At 64.0% G+C, this 18,063-nt stretch carries 17 protein-coding genes; 11 read left to right on the top strand and 6 right to left on the bottom strand.

The genetic code is table 11. From position 1 onward, the window contains the following. Nucleotides 1–14 precede the first annotated feature (14 nt). Nucleotides 15–2,618 (bottom strand): glycine--tRNA ligase subunit beta, encoded by a 2,604-nt coding sequence (gene glyS / locus NKH49_RS01760; RefSeq protein WP_352612368.1) that lies wholly within the window; start codon nt 2,616–2,618, stop codon nt 15–17. 260 nt (nt 2,619–2,878) lie between these two features. Between glyS and NKH49_RS01755 the strand changes: the two genes are divergently transcribed. After that, entirely contained in the window at nt 2,879–3,052 is a 174-nt protein-coding gene (locus NKH49_RS01755; RefSeq protein WP_352612366.1) for a hypothetical protein, read from the top strand. On the opposite strand, the gene NKH49_RS01750 is transcribed toward NKH49_RS01755, so the two are convergent. Both NKH49_RS01750 and NKH49_RS01745 read right to left on the bottom strand, forming a co-directional pair. Beyond that, nucleotides 3,049–4,092, bottom strand: coding sequence for a glycine--tRNA ligase subunit alpha (locus NKH49_RS01750; RefSeq protein ID WP_352612718.1), 1,044 nt, complete (start codon nt 4,090–4,092; stop codon nt 3,049–3,051). The genes NKH49_RS01755 and NKH49_RS01750 overlap by 4 nt on opposite strands. A 267-nt stretch (nt 4,093–4,359) precedes the next feature. After that, nucleotides 4,360–6,135, bottom strand: coding sequence for a tetratricopeptide repeat protein (locus NKH49_RS01745; protein ID WP_352470709.1), 1,776 nt, complete (start codon nt 6,133–6,135; stop codon nt 4,360–4,362). 324 nt (nt 6,136–6,459) lie between these two features. On the opposite strand from NKH49_RS01745, the gene NKH49_RS01740 reads away from it, so the two are divergent. The 3 genes from NKH49_RS01740 (at nt 6,460) to NKH49_RS01730 (ending at nt 9,670) form a co-directional block, all read left to right on the top strand. After that, on the top strand, nt 6,460–7,554 hold the full coding sequence (locus NKH49_RS01740) for a helix-turn-helix transcriptional regulator (protein ID WP_352925106.1): 1,095 nt from the start codon (nt 6,460–6,462) through the stop codon (nt 7,552–7,554). Nucleotides 7,555–7,677: 123 nt separating this feature from the next. Then, the gene (locus tag NKH49_RS01735; protein ID WP_352612362.1) at nt 7,678–9,027 is read left to right on the top strand and encodes a YadA-like family protein; all 1,350 of its coding nucleotides are present in this window, start codon (nt 7,678–7,680) and stop codon (nt 9,025–9,027) included. 10 nt (nt 9,028–9,037) lie between these two features. Beyond that, complete coding sequence (locus tag NKH49_RS01730) at nt 9,038–9,670, top strand: hypothetical protein (protein WP_352612360.1); 633 nt, start codon at nt 9,038–9,040, stop codon at nt 9,668–9,670. Between the two features lie 25 nt (nt 9,671–9,695). Here NKH49_RS01730 and NKH49_RS01725 read toward each other — a convergent pair whose 3' ends face one another. Further along, nucleotides 9,696–10,301 (bottom strand): TetR/AcrR family transcriptional regulator, encoded by a 606-nt coding sequence (locus NKH49_RS01725; protein ID WP_352612358.1) that lies wholly within the window; start codon nt 10,299–10,301, stop codon nt 9,696–9,698. Between the two features lie 104 nt (nt 10,302–10,405). Between NKH49_RS01725 and NKH49_RS01720 the strand changes: the two genes are divergently transcribed. After that, nucleotides 10,406–11,728, top strand: a complete 1,323-nt coding sequence (locus tag NKH49_RS01720) for an MFS transporter (RefSeq protein ID WP_352612356.1) — start codon at nt 10,406–10,408, stop codon at nt 11,726–11,728. 60 nt (nt 11,729–11,788) lie between these two features. Here NKH49_RS01720 and NKH49_RS01715 read toward each other — a convergent pair whose 3' ends face one another. After that, the gene (locus NKH49_RS01715) at nt 11,789–12,805 is read right to left on the bottom strand and encodes a polyprenyl synthetase family protein (protein ID WP_352612355.1); all 1,017 of its coding nucleotides are present in this window, start codon (nt 12,803–12,805) and stop codon (nt 11,789–11,791) included. Nucleotides 12,806–13,231: 426 nt separating this feature from the next. On the opposite strand from NKH49_RS01715, the gene NKH49_RS01710 reads away from it, so the two are divergent. From NKH49_RS01710 to moaB, 6 genes are all read left to right on the top strand, one after another. After that, nucleotides 13,232–13,456, top strand: coding sequence for a putative signal transducing protein (locus tag NKH49_RS01710; protein WP_023674082.1), 225 nt, complete (start codon nt 13,232–13,234; stop codon nt 13,454–13,456). Beyond that, nucleotides 13,456–14,256: a tRNA1(Val) (adenine(37)-N6)-methyltransferase gene (locus NKH49_RS01705; protein WP_352612351.1), complete on the top strand. Its 801-nt coding sequence runs from the start codon at nt 13,456–13,458 to the stop codon at nt 14,254–14,256. The genes NKH49_RS01710 and NKH49_RS01705 overlap by 1 nt, the downstream gene beginning before the upstream one ends. A gap of 87 nt (nt 14,257–14,343) precedes the next feature. After that, nucleotides 14,344–15,201 carry a S49 family peptidase gene (locus tag NKH49_RS01700; RefSeq protein WP_352612350.1) on the top strand — a complete coding sequence of 286 codons (858 nt, stop codon included), beginning with the start codon at nt 14,344–14,346 and terminating at the stop codon, nt 15,199–15,201. Nucleotides 15,202–15,282: 81 nt separating this feature from the next. Continuing rightward, nucleotides 15,283–15,468 (top strand): hypothetical protein, encoded by a 186-nt coding sequence (locus NKH49_RS01695; RefSeq protein WP_352612348.1) that lies wholly within the window; start codon nt 15,283–15,285, stop codon nt 15,466–15,468. A gap of 26 nt (nt 15,469–15,494) precedes the next feature. Next, entirely contained in the window at nt 15,495–16,397 is a 903-nt protein-coding gene (locus NKH49_RS01690; protein WP_352612716.1) for a 4-(cytidine 5'-diphospho)-2-C-methyl-D-erythritol kinase, read from the top strand. Continuing rightward, entirely contained in the window at nt 16,384–16,926 is a 543-nt protein-coding gene (gene moaB / locus NKH49_RS01685) for a molybdenum cofactor biosynthesis protein B (protein WP_352612346.1), read from the top strand. Before NKH49_RS01690 ends, moaB begins: the two co-directional genes overlap by 14 nt. Before the next feature lie 33 nt (nt 16,927–16,959). Here moaB and NKH49_RS01680 read toward each other — a convergent pair whose 3' ends face one another. Beyond that, the gene (locus NKH49_RS01680) at nt 16,960–17,934 is read right to left on the bottom strand and encodes a phytanoyl-CoA dioxygenase family protein (protein WP_352612345.1); all 975 of its coding nucleotides are present in this window, start codon (nt 17,932–17,934) and stop codon (nt 16,960–16,962) included. Nucleotides 17,935–18,063 lie beyond the last annotated feature (129 nt).

The following is an 18,063-nucleotide window of genomic DNA, read 5'->3' as shown; positions in this document are numbered from 1 at the left end:
TTTTTTCCCGGACGTCAGCCGGCTATCTTGGAGAAATCCGCGACCCGGTCGGTCGCCGCGCGGATGCGGGCGAGCAACGCCAGGCGATTGGCGCGCACCGCCTGGTCCTCGTCGTTTACGAGGACTTTCTCAAAGAATGAATCAACCGGCTCGCGCAACACGCTAAGCGCCAGCATGGCGGCGGAAAAGTCTTCGTTTTGAATTGCTTCGCCGGCTTGCTTCTCGGCTTGATTGACCGCGGCGTACAAGGCTTTTTCGGCGTCCTCCCGGAACAGCGCCGGCTCAACACGGTCGGCGATCGTCGTGTTCTTCTTCTCCTCGGCAGCCACGATGTTGGCAGCGCGCTTGGTGCCGGCAAGCAGGTTCCTGCCGTCCTCGCTGTCGAGGAAGGAGCCAAGCGCTTCGACGCGGCGGACGATTTGCAGGAGGTCGTCGTTGGACGATTGGCCGATCTCCCCCCTAGAGGGGGAGATGCCCGGCAGGGCAGAGGGGGGCGCGACAGAATGAGAGGCTGGCGGGACAGCGCCCCCCTCTGTCGGCTTCGCCGACATCTCCCCCTCTAGGGGGGAGATTGGGCGCGAGCCCGCCGCCAGTACGGCGTCGATCAGATCGTGCCGCGCGCCCTGGTCGCGGAGATAGACTTTCAGGCGGTCGTGGAAGAAGGACAGGAGATCGGCAATTATGTCAGACGCGGAACGGTCCGGTAATTCGACGCCGCGTATTTCCGAGGACAGCAAACCTGCCCGTTCACTGATCAAATCGTCGGCTGATCCCACACCGGTCGTGAAATCACCCCCATCGTCCGCTCGCCAGACCACCGAAAACCGATTGCCGCGATTGAAGGTAAGCCCGAATAGCGAGTTTAAAAACTGGCGCTGGAGTGGCAGTCTTACCCCATTCTCGACCAAAATCCTCACAACGCCCAGCGCCGCTCTTCTGAGCGCATAGGGGTCCTTCGATCCGGTCGGCTTTTCATCAATAGCCCAGAACCCGACCAGCGTGTCGAGCTTGTCGGCAAGCGCCACGGCCACCGAAACCGGATCAGTTGGCACGCGATCGGACGGTCCCTGCGGCTTGTAGTGTTCCTCGATCGCCGCGGCAACGGAAGGATGCTCGCCCTGCAGCAGTGCGTATTTGCGGCCCATGGCGCCTTGCAGTTCCGGGAACTCGCCAACCACTTCGGTGGTGAGGTCGGCCTTGGCGAGCACGGCGGCGCGGCGCGCCAGCGCGGTAATCTCCCCCCTCGAGGGGGAGATGTCGCCGAAGGCGACAGAGGGGGTCATCTCGCGTGGAGCGCCAACTTCCTCTTGCTTCGAAACGTCAGGTCGCGTCGCGCCAGCCGAGGCGACCCCCTCTGGCCTGCCGGCCATCTCCCCCTCAAGGGGGGAGATCGACTGCGCCACGATCGGCGCCAGTTCTTCCGCCAAACGCGCAATCCGCTCCACCCGCTCGCCTTGCGTGCCGAGCTTGGCATGAAACGTTACATTGAGGTGGTCGAGGCGGGCCATGCGCTGGTCGAGCGGTTTTTTTAGATCAAGCCCGAACTTTTCCGCCGATGCCTGCAGCTGGTCGAGATCCGGCAGGTCGCTCTGGTCGGTTCTCCAGAAATAGAGCGCGTCGGACAGGCGCGCGCGCACCACCTTGCCATTGCCGTGGGCGATCTCCTTGCCGCCGTCCTTGGCCTCGATGTTGGCAGTCAGGATGAAGCGGTTGGAGAGCTCTTCGCCCGCGCCGTGCGGCCGTGTCACAAAACACTTCTGGTTGGCGCGGATGGTGAGCCGGATCACCTCGGCCGGAATGGCGAGAAAATCCTGTTCGAATTCGCCCATCAGCACGACAGGCCATTCGACCAGGCCCGACACTTCCTCCAGCAGCCCCTCGTCCTCGACGAGATCGAGCCCGCTGGCGAAAGCAAGATTCCTGGCATCGGCGAGAATGATCTCTTTGCGTCTGTCGGCATCGAGCACGACCTTGGCCGCCTCAAGCTTGGCGACATAATCGTCGAAGCGGCGCACCGTGATGGCGCCAGGCGCATGGAAACGGTGGCCGTAAGTGATATTGCCTGAGCGGATGCCGTCGATCTCGAAATCGACGACCACCGGCTCCTCGGTTTCGGGGCCGAAGGTGCACAGGATCGATTGCAGCGGCCGCACCCAGCGCAGCGAGCCGGGCTTGGCCGAAGCCGGCCCCCAGCGCATCGATTTCGGCCAGGGGAAGTTGCGGATGATGCCCGGCACCAGCTCGGCGATGATTTGCTCCGCCGCCCTGCCGGGCTTCGCAATATGAGCGACATAGAAGTCGCCCTTCTTCGGATCGGAATGAACATGCGCCTCGGCAATCGAGGCAAGGCCGGCCTTGCGCAGAAAACCCTGCACCGCCGGCTCGGGCGCCTTGGTCGAGGGCCCCTTGATCTCCTCGCTGATGTCCTTCGAGCGGGCGGTCAGGCCGCGAATGTCGAGCGTCAACCGGCGCGGCGTCCAATATTCGCGCGCCGCCTCATAGGTCAGCCCGGCCTCGACCAGCCCGTCGGTCAAAAGCTTCCTGAGATCGCCGGCAGCCTTGCGCTGCATGCGGGCGGGGATCTCTTCCGAGCGAAGTTCTAGAAGCAGGTCGGGCATCGAAGGAACTCATGGACAAAAATAGCCGCCGCTTCGCGGCGACCTCCCCATCAAGGGGAGGTAAGCGGGGGCATAGCAACTCGGCTGACCGCTGTCACCCCTCCCAGCACGATCAAGGCGTCCAACGGCGAATTCCGAAAAACTTCAGCCGCCTGTCGGACACGCGCCGGTCCGCCCGTCCTTGGATCAAAGATTTCCCTGAACCGAACGCAGCGCTGAAGCGACCAACGCTCAGGCAGAGAGCTATTGGCTGAACGACCATGACAACGGCATCGACATTCCTGCAGATCCTCGCGCTCAGCGCCTGCTTCACGGCGCAAGTTCATGGCACGTTCTCGATGCCCGGCGTCAGGCAGGCGCTGCGGACAATAGCCGGTGCAAGCGGCCAAGGCACGTTGCCAATCAGCGCCCCTGCCGAAATCGCCTGGAGCTAAGCCGCCAAGCCGCCCGCCTGCGTCAGCAAAAACGCCTCGCCGCAGGCCTTGGCCAGATTGCGAACGCGCAGGATGTAACTCTGGCGCTCGGTGACCGAAATGACGCCGCGTGCGTCGAGCAGATTGAAGACGTGGCTGGCCTTGATGCACTGGTCGTAGGCGGGGAATACAAGGCGGTGGTATCCCTCCCCCTTGAGCGGAAGGTGGCCAGACAAGGTCTGGCCGGGAGGGGTCGCCCGTGCAGTGCTCGACGTTTTACTTGTGGTGCCTTCTGAGGTGACCCCCTCGACCCGCTTCGCGGGCATCTCCCCCTCAAGGGGGGAGACAGGCGCGCCGGCTTCGAGCAGCGCCTTGCACTCGGCTTCGGCGTCCTCGAAATGCCTGAGCAGCATTGCGGTGTTGGCAAATTCGAAATTATGGCGCGAATATTCCTGCTCGGCCTGCAGGAAGACGTCGCCATAGGTCACCTTGTCGGCGCCTTCGCGGCCGTTGAAGTTGAGGTCGTAGACATTGTCGACGCCCTGCACATACATGGCCAGCCGTTCCAGCCCGTAAGTGAGCTCGCCCGCCACCGGGGAGCATTCGATGCCGCAGACCTGCTGGAAATAGGTGAACTGCGAGACCTCCATGCCGTCGCACCAGCACTCCCAGCCCAGCCCCCAGGCGCCCAGCGTCGGGCTTTCCCAGTCGTCCTCGACGAAGCGGATGTCATGCAGCAGCGGATCGATGCCGATCGCGGCCAGCGAGCCGAGATAAAGCTCCTGCAGATTGGGCGGATTGGGCTTCAGGATCACCTGGTATTGGTAATAGTGCTGCAGCCGGTTCGGGTTCTCGCCATAGCGGCCGTCCTTGGGGCGGCGCGAGGGCTGGACATAGGCCGCGTTCCAGCGTTTTGGGCCGAGCGCGCGCAATGTCGTTGCCGGATGGAATGTGCCGGCGCCGACTTCCATGTCGTAAGGCTGGAGGACGACGCAGCCATAGTCCGCCCAATAATTATGCAACGTCAGGATCAGCCCCTGGAACGAGCGGCTGGGGTGCATGTGGGCAGGAATGGTCACGGCGGCCTCGGCGGGAAAGGCGGGATGCCGGCACGTCCTAGATGCCTGGCCAGCAAGCGTCAAGGCAGAGGGGGTCAGGCCTTTGAAGGTGTTCCCTTCTCCCCTTGTGGGAGAAGGTGGCCGAGCGAAGCTCGGTCGGATGAGGGGTGTTCCAGCTTGGCACCGACGGCAATCCGTCCGACACCCCTCAACCGTCTCGGCGCTGCGCGCCGATCCACCTTCTCCCACAAGGGGAGAAGGAAATAAGGGTCACCCCTTAGGGGCGGGCGCCGGCAAGGGCTTTACGTTCGGGGTTTCCTGCGCCGTGTTGGATTCGATCGGCGGCAGGCCTTTCATCAGCTTTTGCTGCAAGGCGGCAAGCACATCCGGGTCCGGCTTCAGGTCGCGGGCCTGGTTCCACTGGAAGGTGGCTTCCAGCTTGCGGCCGACGCGCCAGTAAGCGTCGCCGAGGTGATCGTTGAGCACCGGATCCTCCGGCTTCAACGAAACGGCGCGTTCCATTTCGCGCACTGCATCGTCGAACTGGCCAAGGCGGTAATAGGCCCAGCCCAGCGAATCGACGATGTAGCCGTCGCTCGGCCTCAGGTCGACGGCCTTCTGGATCATCGCGAGGCCTTCCTTGAGGTTCATGTTCTTGTCGACCCAGGAATAGCCGAGATAGTTCAGAACCTGCGGCTGGTCGGGGTAGAGCTCCAGCGCCTTGCGGAAATTCGGCTCGGCCTTCGGCCATTCCTTCAGCCGCTCATAGGCGATGCCGCGCTGGTAGAAGATGTTCCAGTTGGCGGCGGTCGGCGTCTTCAGCACCTCGACCGCCTTGTCGTAAAGATTGGCGGCGGAGCGGAAATCCTCCTTCGAGGAATAGACGCCGCCGAGCGCCAGATAGGCGCGCATGTCGTCTGGATGCGCATCGACGATGGCCTTGAGGTGAGTGATCGCCTCGTCGTTGCGGTCGAGATCGGCAAGGTTGAGGCCAAGCTGCAGGTCCGAAAGCTGCTTCAGCGGCGAGCCGGCGGGAATGCGGCGATAGAGCGCGATGGCGCCCTCGCCGTCTTTCAACTGCTCGGCAACGGCGGCAAGCTGAACGAGCGCCGCGTCGTTGTCGGGCCGCAGCGCCAGGGCATATTGCAGATAAAGCCGCACGAACGGCTCGCCGCCGCCGCGGTTGAGCGCGGTGGCGAGATCGAGCAGGATTTCCGAGGCGCCGTCCGACGGACCGGCAACGAAGGGCTCGATCTTTTCGCCCTTGTTGATCTTGTCGCGAAGGGCTGCAATCTCGACCTTGCCGGGCGCAAACGCCTCGGCCTTGTCGAGCACCGACAGCGCCTTGGCCTTGTCGCCTTTGCGGGCGAGGAAAGAGGCGTAGGCCTGCGCGTTGCGCATCCATGTTTCGGGGGCCGCACCGCCGGCGGCCGTGTCCTGCACGGTGGCGGTGTAGAGCGCATCCGCCCTGTCGGGCAGGCCGGAGGCGTCGGCAATCAAGGCGCGGTGGAAGGACTTGAACAGGCTGAACCAGTCGGGGCCTTGCAGCTTGTCGATGGAAGCCATGGCCTCGCCGGCGTCACCCGCACCCTGCTTGGCCCAGCCGGTCATGACGCCGGAGATCAGCCGGTCGAGATCGGATTCGAGCGACAGCTTGAGCCAGTATTCGGCCTTGGAGAAATCCTTCTTGTGGAAGGAATCGATGGCCAGCGCCAGGCGCGAGAAGCGCTCGACATCGGGAACCGCCTTGAGCTTGTCGGCATAGACCAGGGATTCGTCGAAGCGCCCCTGCGCGATCAGCGACAGCATCAGGCTCTGCTGCAGTCCCGTATCGTTCGGATCGAACGCAAGCGCCTGCTTGTAATAGGAAATGGCGCTGTCGAGGTCGTTGTCGCCGTCGGCAATCCTGGCGGCAAGATAGGCCCCCGAGAAGGATGTGATCCTGACCGGCTCGGCGGTCTGTTTGGCATGCGCCGGCAAAGCCGAGATCGCCATGCCCGTCGCGATTGCCAGCCCCGTCAGCCAGCGCGCATATCCTTGCCGCATCATATCCCTTTCAGCCAAACGCCATCTCCGCGTCAGCGGGATCGCCGTAGACTCGATCTTTACAGGTAAAGCATGGCCTTTTTGGGGTCGTGCTTCAACCCGGCCCGAATTCACAATCGGGTCAAGCAATTAATAAACCATGCCGAAAGGGCCTGAACTGCGACTCTTGACCGCGTGGCGTCCGCTTTGGCGCTGCCTGCACGGCGCTATTTCCCGACGCCGTAAGCGATCCATAATGGCCAGCGGTTGAAAGCTTCCGCCATGCAACTTTGCGTGGCAGGATGTGCCCTCAGTTCTTGCCTCGCCAGCCGTCAGGGGGTGCCGATGCTGGAAATGCCGCGAAACGAAGAAGCCTTCGCCATCGTCGACCGTATCTATGAAGCCGCATTCGCAGCCGAGCTGTGGCCGGATGCCTTGGAAGCGACCAGTGCGATCACGCGCTCGGCAAGCGGCTCGATTTTCATGATCAGCGATCATTCCCCGCTTCGCGCCATCGGCGAGGCGCAGGCCGAGCCCTTGATCGACGCTTTCATGGCAGATTGGAAATTTTCCGAGAGCGTGCAGCGCATGTGCAGCACTCAGCCGGCAAGCTTTGTGCGGGTCGACGACATCATGACCGGCGATGAGATCGAGCGGGACCCGATCTACGCATGGGCAAGAAATTTCGGCGTCGGATCGCCCGTCTGTACGTCGATTCCCATGCCGAGCGGGGAGCTTGTGCTGTTCGTCTTCCAGCGCTGGCTGAAGGACGGCAAGTACGATCAAGCCGCGATCGACCTGCTGAACGGACTGCGTCCGCATCTGGCGCGGGCCGGCCTTGTCGCCGGGCGGCTCGGTCTGGAGCGGGCCAGGACCGCCGTGTCCATTCTGAGCGAGATCGAGCTGCCAGCGGCAGTCATGAGCAGATCGGGCCGCGTGCTGACGGTCAACCGCCTGCTGGAAGATATGAAGGACGTCTTCATCCCCCAGGCCGGCGGCGGCATGGTGCTTGCGGACCTGTCTGCAAACGCGCTTTTCCAGCAAGCCATCATGCACAACGCCGACCATCGCGTTGTGCGGTCCATCCCTGTCCCAGCCGTCGAGGGGCGGCCTGCGCTGATCGTTCACCTTTTGCCGTTGCGCCGTGCCGCACATGACATCTTTTCGGGCGCGGATATCCTTGTCGCGGCAACTGCCGTCAGCATCAGCGCGACGGTGCCGTCGCCCGATATCCTTTCGGGCCTGTTCGACTTGACGCCGGCGGAAGCCCGGCTCGCCATCGTGCTTGCCTCAGGCCGTTCCGTACAGGAAGCCGCCCTCGAAATCGGCATCGCCGTCAAATCGGCCCGTACTTATCTCGAGCGAATTTTTCGGAAAACCGGAACCAGTCGCCAAAGCCAGCTCGTGGCGCTGCTGACGAGCGCGCGGCCGTTTTCGTGATTTCGGTCAGTCAACCGGCCCGACGTTGCAAGATTGCAACAGCCAGGACTGAAAACGCTGCAAGAACAGGGGGAATGCCGCGAAGTGTAGGCATTTGCCGACTGTCCGGCCGTTGCCGGCTTCATGCATGGTCCATCTCATCGGGAGCTTTGCGATCGGCCGGCGCCGTTCTGGAAAGAAGGGGATAATTCGATGAAGAGCCGTGTTGTAGAAGGCTTTGAGTGGTCGGCTGCATTGGGGGCTGCCGGCATCCTGATGTCGTCCCGCGTGCCGGTTCGCGGGGCCGGAGCTTTGGTGATAGCCGCGGCAGCCGGCCTGGTGGCCCTCGCGCCGACTCCGGCGGCTGCGTTTGTGTGTGAAGATATAAATTATGGCGCAGATGGCGCCGGGGCTTCGCCCACCGGTATGGCATGCGGAACTATCGCCCAAGCTGCGGGCGGATCCTCGACGGCGGTCGGCGGTAGAGCCGTTTCTGATGGAGACCTCAGTACCGCTCTTGGCGATGATGCGTGGGCCGGGGGAATCTCGGGTCCCATCAACCATAACAATGCAAGCACGACGGCTATCGGCGCCCGTGCTCAGGCTGGTGCGGGAGGCCCTAACCAGGCCAACGCTACCGCTCTTGGCGCCTCGGCCAAGGCGAATGCGGTGAATGCCACCGCCCTCGGCACCGGTGCGACGGCCAATTTTGCCGATTCAGTCGCCGTAGGCCAAGGTGTGACCACGACACGCGCCAATCAGGTGGCTATCGGCAACAGCAGCGCCACCTACACTCTGTCGGGCATCAACAGCGCAGCCAGCAGGGAGGCCCAGAGCGGACCGAAATACCTGGTGACGTCCGACGCCGCGGGCAATCTGGCGACCGCTTCCGTGAACATCGACGAACTCGAAGGACTGGCCGACGACGTTGCAGCCCATACCACCCAGATCGCCTCGCTCAACACCACGGTAAGCAGCCACACCATGCAGCTTGCCGATCACGAGACGCGCATTGTCAACAACACCAACCAGATCAACGCGCTCAACACGACGGTCGGCGATCATACGATCCAGCTTGCCGATCACGAGGCGCGTATCACCAACAATACCAACACGCTCAACCTGCACACCGCGCAGATTTTCAGCCTCGACAGTCGCACCACGATCAACGAGGCTAACATCGCCCTGCTCGACGGCCGCGTCAGCGCGCTGGAGGGCGGGTTGCAGAACCTTGGCGAGCAGGTCAGCGAAAACCGCTCGGAAGCCCGCGCCGGAACGGCGCTTGCGCTGGCGACGGCGGGATTGCGTTACGACGACAGGCCCGGCAAATTGTCGCTGGCCGGCGGCTTTGGCCATTTCAAGGGCCAGTCGGGCCTGGCGCTCGGCCTCGGCTATAGCACGAGCCTGGATTTCCGCCTCAACGCCGCCGTGTCGGCCTCCACCAACCGTGGCGATGTCGGCGTCAGCGTCGGCGCATCGTGGACACTCAACTGATGCAGCGGGCATGACCTCAATCTTGCCGGGATCGGTGCGGCCGACGGGCAGAATGTTGCTGGCCGCCTTGGTGCTGACGGCAGCCGTTCCGCAGCTTGTCCAGCCTGCCCTGGCGCAAACGTCGAAAACCCAGAAATCGGCCAAGCCGCAGGCGCCGAAGCCGGCCAACATCGACCGCAACGGCGTGCTGATCCTGGTGCGCGGCTCGCTGCTGGCGCTCGACCATGCCAACAAGACAGGGAATTACACGGTGCTGCGCGATCTCGGCGCGCCGGGCTTCCAGACCAACAATGCGGCCAAGCTTGCCGAGATCTTCGCCGGCCACCGCAATGACGGCATCGACCTCGGCGGCGTCGCGGTGCTTGAGCCGCAATTGACGCTGCTGCCGCAGATCGAGCCCAACGGCATGTTGCATATGGCCGGTTTCTTTCCCTCGGTGCCGATGCAGGTCAATTTCGAGCTGTTGTTTGCGCCGGTCGAACGGCAATGGAAGGTGTTCGGCATCTCGGTCGCGCTCAGCAAGGCCGGCCCCGAGGCGCCGGCAACCGAGCCGGAACCGCCGAAAGCTGTCGCTGCCGAACCACCCGAGCCGCCGACGGCGGCGGTCAATCCCAAGAAAGCCGCCGAGAAATCCGGCAAGTGAGGGCCAAGCGTCACGGCCCTGAAACTCAGGACGTTTGCGAAAGGCTTGCGTCGAGCGCCTGCATGGCGACGGTGACAAGATCGTGCAGCCGCTTTTTCGGCACGCCGTCGCGTGCCTGCACCGAAAGGCCGTGCATCAGCGTGGCGTAATAATCCCCCAACGTCTCGGCATCGGTGTCCGGCTTCAATTCGCCATCGCGCACCGCCTGCTTCAACCGCTCGACGATCGATGCGGTAAGCGCCAGCCGATGCTCCACCAGCCATTGCAGCACGGCGTCATTTTCGACGGCGCAATTGGTCGCGGCCGTCACCACCATGCAGCCCTGCGGCTGCCCCGGCCGCGTATAGATTTCGACGGCGTCGCGAAGCATGCGCTCGATGACGCGCCGGACATTTGGTTCTTCCTGCAGTGCGCGTGTGGCGAAGCCGCCCTCATTGGCCTCGTAAAGTGCCACCGCTTCGCGAAACAGATCCTCCTTCGAGCCGAAGGCGGCATAGATGCGCGCCGATGCGAGACCAAGCGCCGATACGAGATCGGCCATCGAGGTGCCCTCGTAGCCGCGTCTCCAGAAAGCGTCGCGGGCTTTCTCCAGCGCCTGGTCGCGGTCGAACTCCCTTGGCCTTCCCGCCATGGCGGTCTCCAATTTTTGTCGATCAACAAATAATCCGCTTGACTTCGGATTGCAAATCTCAATTCTTTGTCGATCATTAAATAATTGTCGACAAGGAGACCGGCATGAGTTCACTGGATCAAGGCGCGCCGCTCGGGGCGATAACGCAGGGAGCAAGCAGGGCGAAACATGGCGCAACGCTGGCGCTGCTCGCCTTCGCGCAGCTCATCATCTCGCTCGACCTCAACATAGTCTTCGTGGCGTTGCCGGAGATCGGCGCCGGCCTCGGATTTTCAGGCCAGACCCTGCAGTGGGTGGTCAGCGCCTACACCGTCTTCACCGGCGGCTTCCTGCTGTTCGGCGGCCGGGCCGCCGACCTGATCGGCCAGCGCCGCGTCTTCATCTTCGCGCTCTGGCTCTACGCGCTCTCATCTCTGGTCGGCGGCCTCGCCTGGTCGCCGGAAATCATCATCGCGGCCCGCGCCGTGCAAGGCATCGGCGCCGCGTTCCTGTTTCCTGCGACGTTGTCGCTGATCAACCGCCTGTTCGCCGAGGGACCGGAACGCAACCGGGCGCTCGCCGTCTGGGGAGGCGCGGGCGCCAGCGGCCTGACGCTCGGTTCGCTTGCCGGCGGGTTTCTGACCAGCGCCTTCGGCTGGCCGTCGGTCTTCTACGTCAACGTGCTGTTGGCCGGGATCGCCATCATCGCGGCTTTCGCCATCATCCCGCGCGATCGCAAGCGGCACGAGCAGTGCAGCTTCGATCTGCCGGGCGCGCTGACCGTCACCGCCGGCGCGACGCTGCTTGTCTTCACCCTGGTTCAGGGGCCCGAATATGGCTGGGGCTCTGGCGCAATCATCGTCAGCGCAGCACTGGCGGCATTTTTCCTGATCGCCTTCACCGTGATCGAGGCCAACAGCGCCGACCCGCTGATGCCGCTGCGCGTGTTCCACAACCGCAGCCTCGTCGCCGGCATGACGATAACCTTCCTCTACATGGCTACTTTCGGCGCGCTGCCCTACTTCCTCACCGTGCTGCTGCAGAACGTGCACGGCTTCACTGCCTTGCAGACGGGCCTCGCCTTTCTCGTGCCGTCGGTCGCCATCGCCACCGGCACGCAACTCGGCGAGCGTCTGGCAACGCGCTTTTCGACGCGCAGCACCCTGGTCGGCGGCATGATCGTCGGCGCGGTCGGCACAGCATTGATGGTATCAGGCGCGACTGCCGACAGCAGCTATCTGCCCCTCGTACCCGGCCTGATCGTCTCCGGCGTCGGACAAGGCATCGTCTGGACCGCAATGTGGATTGCCGCCGCTTCCGGCGTTGCCCATGACCAGCAAGGCGTCGCCTCGGGGATGGCTTCGACGACGCTCAATGTCGGCAACGCATCCAGGTTGCCTTCCGGCTCGCGGCGGCGGGCATCGTCGTCAGTTTGCTGGCAGCAATAGTGCTTCCGGCAAAGGCTCGATGAGAACAGGCGGCGTCCCGGCCTCGCGCCGCGACGCCTGTCAATTCACCCGGCTGATGCAGAAATCGATGACGTCGATCAGTGCAGACTTCTGCGGCGTCGCCTCGAGCGGCGCCAGCGCGTCGCGGGCTATCTCGCCGAAATGGCGGGCGCGCCCGATGGTGTCGGCAATCGCCCCGTGGCGGAGCATCAGGCCGATGGCCTTTTCCAGCCCGGCATCGTCGGCGGCATTGTCCTCGATGGCGCGTTTCCAGAAGCTGCGCTCGGCCTTGGTGCCGCGCCGATAGGCGAGGATCACCGGCAGCGTCACCTTGCCCTCGCGGAAATCGTCGCCGACATTCTTGCCGAGATCCTTGCTGGTGCCGCCGTAATCCAGCGCGTCATCGATCAGCTGGAAGGCAAGGCCGAGATTCATGCCGTAGGAGCGAAGTGCTGCGCGATCATTGCGCGTCGCCTGGGCGATGACCGGGCCGACCTCGGCGGCAGCGGAGAACAGCGCCGCGGTCTTGGCCTTGATCACCGCGAAATGCTCGTCCTCGGTGGTCTCGAGGTTTTTGGCGGCGGCAAGCTGCATCACCTCGCCTTCGGCGATGATCGAAGCAGCGCTCGACAGGATATCGAGCGCTTCAAGCGAGCCGACATCGACCATCATCCGGAACGCCTGGCCGAGCAGGAAATCGCCGACCAGAACACTGGCCTGGTTGCCCCAGATCATGCGCGCCGTCTTCTTGCCGCGCCGCATGCCGCTTTCGTCGACGACGTCGTCGTGGAGAAGTGTCGCGGTATGCATGAATTCGACCGATGTGGCGAGCTTGACATGGCCGTCGCCGGAATAGCCGAACATCTGGGCCGCGGCGAGCGTCAGCATCGGCCGCAGCCGTTTGCCGCCCGACGAGATCAGATGGTTGGCTATCTCCGGAATCATCTCGACATCGGAGCCGGCCTTCGACAGGATCAATTTGTTGACGCGCCCCATGTCGGCCACGGTCAGGTCGATGAGGTCCTTTATCGAGGCGGCTTCGCGCTTCCCGTTTTCAATGTTGAGAACGACACCCACGGCAAAACTCCCAACCTCGATATGCACGACGGCAACATGGTCCCTGGACAGACTCTAGGGTGTCACCCACCGGCGCGGCAAGAGGCGAATTGGCGCGCCGGCTCTGGTACATGATCACGCCTACGTTTACATCAACGCCGCAAACTGCGAGTTTAGGGCCATGATCTATCGATATGATCGAAATGGTGTGAGGCCATCTGTCCGGATACGCGGAGCGAAGGCGCAGGAAGCCATTCGGCTTTCAAGTCCTTCGCGACAAAGTAGCCGGGCAGATGGACCACATCCTCCGGACGCCGAAACGGCTGCAAGCTGCGTCGTCGAACCGCTCGGCCGGGGGAAAGACCCCGACCTTCACGCTTCTCCTCGCATCTTCTTGCCGTTTCAGGCGCCATTTCGACCATATCGATAGATCATGGCCCTAATCCGATGATAGAGCTCATCCGCACCAACGACGCCGTCATCATTTCGTTTGTCGAATCGCTCATGCGCGATGCCGGCATCGGCTGTTTCGTCGCCGACCAGAACATGAGCGTCCTCGACGGCTCGATCGGCATCCTGCCCCGCCGTGTCATGGTGGACGCCGACAAGGCCGATGCGGCGCGGCGCATCCTGACGGATGCCGGCATCGCTAACGAGATCCGCCAAAAATAATGTCCGCGTCGCCCGCTGCCCTTGTCCCGGACATGCCGGCTCATACGGTCGATGCCTTTCATCGCGGTCGCTTCTGGCTGGTGCAGCCGAGAAAGGCGGGCCACCGCGCCGGCATGGATGCGATGATGCTGGCGGCTGCCGTGCCGTCCTCCTTCGCCGAGCGGCTTGCCGATTTTGGCGCGGGCGCTGGTGCGGCCGGCCTGGCGGTCCTGTCGCGCTGCCCCGGTGCCGCGGCCGTGCTCATCGAGCGTTCCCCGGAAATGGCGGCCTTCGCCACCACCACGCTTGCCCACCCCGGCAATGCGCATCTCAGCGACCGCGCCTCGGTGCTCGTCGCCGATGTCGCGCTGTCGGGCCGGGCGCGAACGGCCGCCGGACTTGAGGACAACAGCTTCGATTTCGTCATCATGAACCCGCCGTTCAATGCCGCCGAGGATCGCGCGACGCCCGATCCGCTGAGAAAGGCCGCGCATGTCTCGGAGGATGGGCTGTTCGACAGCTGGATCCGCAGCGCGGCCGCGGTGGTCAGACCGGGCGGCGGGCTGGCCGTCATCGCCCGGCCGGAACAGCTCGGCGCCATCCTCGATGCCATCGCCGGCCGCTTCGGCGATGCCGAGATGCTGGCCGTCCATCCTCGCCCCGAAGCGGCGGCGATCCGCATCGTCGTCCGGGCAGCACTCGGCGCACGCGGCAAACTGTCGATCCAACCACCGCTGATGCTGCATGCCTATTCAGGCAATGGCCCTTCGGAGCGGGCAGAGCTGATCAATAACGGGCTGGCGTCGCTTTTCGGAGACTGATCCATTCTGATTGCCGGGGTGACGGCATTGCCGTTGGCCGGCGAATTCCTACATGCCTCAAGCAAATCGACCGGAGACCGCCCCCTCGTGAAACGCCTTTTCAACCGCCTGCTGCCGAAATCCTGGCGCTCCGCCGTCGTCACCATTCCGGTCATCCGGCTGCACGGCACGATCATGCCCGGCGGCGGCCAGTTCCGGCCGAGCCTGTCGCTCGCTTCCACCGCCGGCCTTCTCGAAAAGCTGTTTTCCTTCGACGCGCCGGCGGTCGCCATCTCGATCAACTCGCCAGGCGGCTCGCCGGTGCAGTCGCGGCTGATCTTCAGGCGCATCCGCGACCTGGCGAGCGAGAAGAACAAGAAGGTCCTGGTTTTCGTCGAGGACGTGGCGGCATCGGGCGGCTACATGATCGCGGTCGCCGGCGACGAGATCTTTGCCGACCCGTCCTCCATCGTCGGCTCGATCGGCGTGGTGTCGGCCTCGTTCGGCTTTCCGGAGCTGTTGAAGAAGATCGGCATCGAGCGCCGCGTCCACACCGCCGGCCAGAACAAGGCGGTGCTCGACCCGTTCAAGCCGGAAAGGAAGGAGGACGTGGAGCGCCTGAAGGCGCTGCAGCTGGAGGTCCACGAGACCTTCATCGACCTCGTCAAGGACAGGCGCGGCAGCAAGCTCAAGGACGATCCCGACCTGTTCACCGGCCTGTTCTGGACGGCCAAGAAGGGGCTTGAACTCGGACTGGTCGATGCGCTCGGCGACATGCGCAGCGTGCTGAAGAGCCGTTTCGGGCCGAAAACCCAGCTCAAGCTGATCACCGCGCCGCGCGGCCTGTTCGGCCGCTTCGGCCTGTTCGGCTCGAGCTTTTCGGCGCCCGATATCGCCGCCGCCGCGGCAAGCGGCGTCATCGATGCGGCGGAAGAGAGCGCGCTGTGGGCGCGCTTCGGGCTTTGAAAAGCCGGTGAAAGCGTCTAGCATAAATCATCAACCGACCCGACCGGCGGCCTTGCCGGCCTTGCGAGGGAGGAGTTTGACATGCCGCAGATCATTTTCTTCGCCGTCGTCGGCATTGCCGCCTATTTCGGCTACCGCTCCTTCGTCAGGGAAGCCGAGCGTGTGACCGCCAGGGTGCGGCGTACCGAAAAGCAGGCCGCCAACGGTACGATGGGAACATTGGTCAAGGACCCGAAGACCGGCGAATACCGTCTGGCCAAGGATTGACCGTCGTACCCCTCGCGGCCGAGCCAGTGAACGCCGAGGCCAGCATCCGGGTGTCGCATGCGCACGCCAAGATAAATCTCGCGCTGCACGTCACCGGCCAGCGTGCCGACGGCTATCACACGATCGAAAGCCTGGCTGTGTTCACGCGCTTCGGCGACCGCATCGAAACGGAACTTGCCGACAGCGATGGGTTTTCCGTGTCCGGCAAATACGCCTCCGCGGTGCCGGTCGACGACAATAATCTGGTGGTGAGAGCGCGCGATGCACTGCGGCGCGAGGCCGGTCCCAAGCACGCACCGGCTGTCGCCATCAGGCTCGAAAAGAACCTGCCGGTCGCGTCCGGTGTCGGCGGCGGGTCGAGCGATGCGGCGGCTGTGCTGCGCGCCCTGGTCCAGACCTGGAGGCTCGACATCGGCGATGCCGAACTGGCGCGGATCGGCCTGTCGCTCGGCGCCGACGTGCCGATGTGCCTCGCAGCCAGACCGCTGATAGCCCGCGGCATCGGCGACGAGCTGACGCTCGTGCCGGGTTTCCCGGCGCTGGGTCTGGTGCTCGTCAATCCCGGCACTGCCGTCTCGACGGCCGACGTGTTCGAGGCGCTTGGCCGCCGCGACAATGCGGGACTGCCGCCGCTGCCGCGCAGCCTCGACTTCCACAGTATCCGCAACTGGCTGGAGATCACCCGCAACGATCTCGAGCCTGCGGCGCGCGCAATCCAGCCCGCCATCGGCAAGGCGCTTTCCGTGCTCAACAAGGCCGGAGCCGGTTTTGCCAGGATGTCCGGCTCCGGCGCCACCTGCTTCGGGCTGTTCGAGACCGGCAATGTGGCCAAGCGCGCGGCCGTCGATATCCGCGGCCGCCATCCCGACTGGTTTGTCGCGGCGACGCGAAGCGTGACATCGGAGGCTGACGCCCATGGCCAGGATTGACGAGAGCCGCCCCTTCGTTCCCGTGCGCATCGCGGTACTGACCGTTTCCGATACGCGCAGCCTCGCCGACGACAAATCCGGGCAGACGCTGGCCGACCGCATTGCCGAGGCCGGCCATGTCCTGGCCGCCCGCGACATCGTTACCGACGACCGCGACAAGATCCGCGACAAGGTCCTGGGCTGGTCGAAGGACGATGCGATCGATGTCGTCATCACCACCGGCGGCACCGGCTTCACCGGCCGCGACGTGACGCCGGAAGCGCTGGAGCCGATCTTCGAAAAGCGCATGAACGGCTTTTCCGAAGTGTTCCACCGCATCTCCTACGACAAGATCGGCACTTCGACGATCCAGAGCCGGGCAACCGGCGGCGTCGTCAATGCCACCTTCGTCTTCGTGCTGCCGGGCTCGCCCGGCGCCTGCAAGGACGCCTGGGACGGCATCTTGAAGCCGCAGCTCGACTACCGGCACATGCCCTGCAACTTCGTCGAGATCATGCCGCGGCTGGACGAGCATTTGCGGCGCGGCTGAGACGAACCGGGGTATCAGCCAAGCGACCTTGGTTTAGCGAATGACCGGCTCGCCGTGAAAACGCCGGCGCGACGGCGGCGAGACGCCGAAGCCGACTTCCATCATCAGCCGCGGCGTGCGCGTCGGCACGGTGCCCATATGGAAGCCGAACGGATCCTCGACAAAGCCGAGGCCGGCCGGCCCGGTCAGCGTGACCGGGCTCTGCTCGCCGTAGACGCCCAGCACCTCTTCCGCCGAATGGCCTACCAGCAGCGTCAGCTGATGCTTCAGGATGCGGCGGTTGTGGGAGCCGCGGACATAGACATGCGGCCCAGTGTCGGCGTCGACCGGCACCAGGTAGAAAAAGAACTTCAGCATGCGCCAGTCGTCGAGGTCGAAATGGTATTTGCCGAGCGAGGCCATGTTCTTGTCGGCGTCCGAGACGCCACCGGTCGGAAAGCTCCACCAGACGCGGGTGGTGATCAGCTTGGCCTGGCTGCCGAGATAGTGCGCTGCGATATCGAGAAGCAGCGGATCGCGCTGCACGGCGACCGCAGCGTTGCAGTCGAGGACCCGTTCGAAATAGTGACCGCTGAGCAGCGGGCGGCCGAAATGCTTTTCGGCATCGGCGTGTTTTTCGGGCAGGAATTCCAGCCGACGGTCGAAATTGCCGAAGCATGGCGTGCGCTCGGCGAAGCGGACAATCTCCTCATGGATGGCGGCCGGCAGCATCAGGCCCGAATAGAGCCCCTCCGTCCGCAGCGCGCCGACGACGGCATCGCGATCGACGCCGGCGAACATCGTTTCACCGACATTGCGCGCCGGCGGAACGGGCTTTGCACCGCGCCAGTGCAGGCGCCGCGCCGGCATGGTGCGGGCCAGCATGAACATCGGCAGCCATGCCGGATTCTCGCGAAGGTCGGAAAGATAGGTCGGGATGCGGGCGGCGATGCGGCGCAGCGTGCCGCCGTTTCGTGCGATCGCCTCGAGGCTTGCAGCGCCGGACTTGTCAGGGCTTGAAAGGGTCATCGGGGTCCTCAAAATGTCGAGGGAACAGCATCGACGTTAGTCGTCGCCGCTCCGGCACACCCCAAACCCTATTCGCCCATATCGCCGGGAATGGTAACCCCCGGCCAGATTTTGTGCAATGCACAATAA

It is taken from the genome of Mesorhizobium sp. M1088, from assembly GCF_040318575.1.
GTDB lineage: Bacteria > Pseudomonadota > Alphaproteobacteria > Rhizobiales > Rhizobiaceae > Mesorhizobium.
The sequence above is the reverse complement of the archived record's forward strand: the minus strand, read 5'-3'. Positions and strand labels throughout refer to the sequence as shown.

What these genes read in the sequence shown, in the direction of transcription:
- NKH49_RS01710 (WP_023674082.1), top strand. Translation starts at nt 13,232, where the DNA reads ATGATAGAGCTCATCCGCACCAACGACGCCGTCATCATTTCGTTTGTC.
- NKH49_RS01705 (WP_352612351.1), top strand. Translation starts at nt 13,456, where the DNA reads ATGTCCGCGTCGCCCGCTGCCCTTGTCCCGGACATGCCGGCTCATACG.
- NKH49_RS01720 (WP_352612356.1), top strand. Translation starts at nt 10,406, where the DNA reads ATGAGTTCACTGGATCAAGGCGCGCCGCTCGGGGCGATAACGCAGGGA.
- NKH49_RS01740 (WP_352925106.1), top strand. Translation starts at nt 6,460, where the DNA reads ATGCTGGAAATGCCGCGAAACGAAGAAGCCTTCGCCATCGTCGACCGT.
- NKH49_RS01750 (WP_352612718.1), bottom strand. Translation starts at nt 4,092, where the DNA reads ATGCACCCCAGCCGCTCGTTCCAGGGGCTGATCCTGACGTTGCATAAT.
- NKH49_RS01725 (WP_352612358.1), bottom strand. Translation starts at nt 10,301, where the DNA reads ATGGCGGGAAGGCCAAGGGAGTTCGACCGCGACCAGGCGCTGGAGAAA.
- NKH49_RS01695 (WP_352612348.1), top strand. Translation starts at nt 15,283, where the DNA reads ATGCCGCAGATCATTTTCTTCGCCGTCGTCGGCATTGCCGCCTATTTC.
- glyS (WP_352612368.1), bottom strand. Translation starts at nt 2,618, where the DNA reads ATGCCCGACCTGCTTCTAGAACTTCGCTCGGAAGAGATCCCCGCCCGC.
- NKH49_RS01735 (WP_352612362.1), top strand. Translation starts at nt 7,678, where the DNA reads ATGCATGGTCCATCTCATCGGGAGCTTTGCGATCGGCCGGCGCCGTTC.
- moaB (WP_352612346.1), top strand. Translation starts at nt 16,384, where the DNA reads ATGGCCAGGATTGACGAGAGCCGCCCCTTCGTTCCCGTGCGCATCGCG.
- NKH49_RS01755 (WP_352612366.1), top strand. Translation starts at nt 2,879, where the DNA reads ATGACAACGGCATCGACATTCCTGCAGATCCTCGCGCTCAGCGCCTGC.
- NKH49_RS01680 (WP_352612345.1), bottom strand. Translation starts at nt 17,934, where the DNA reads ATGACCCTTTCAAGCCCTGACAAGTCCGGCGCTGCAAGCCTCGAGGCG.
- NKH49_RS01730 (WP_352612360.1), top strand. Translation starts at nt 9,038, where the DNA reads ATGACCTCAATCTTGCCGGGATCGGTGCGGCCGACGGGCAGAATGTTG.
- NKH49_RS01745 (WP_352470709.1), bottom strand. Translation starts at nt 6,135, where the DNA reads ATGCGGCAAGGATATGCGCGCTGGCTGACGGGGCTGGCAATCGCGACG.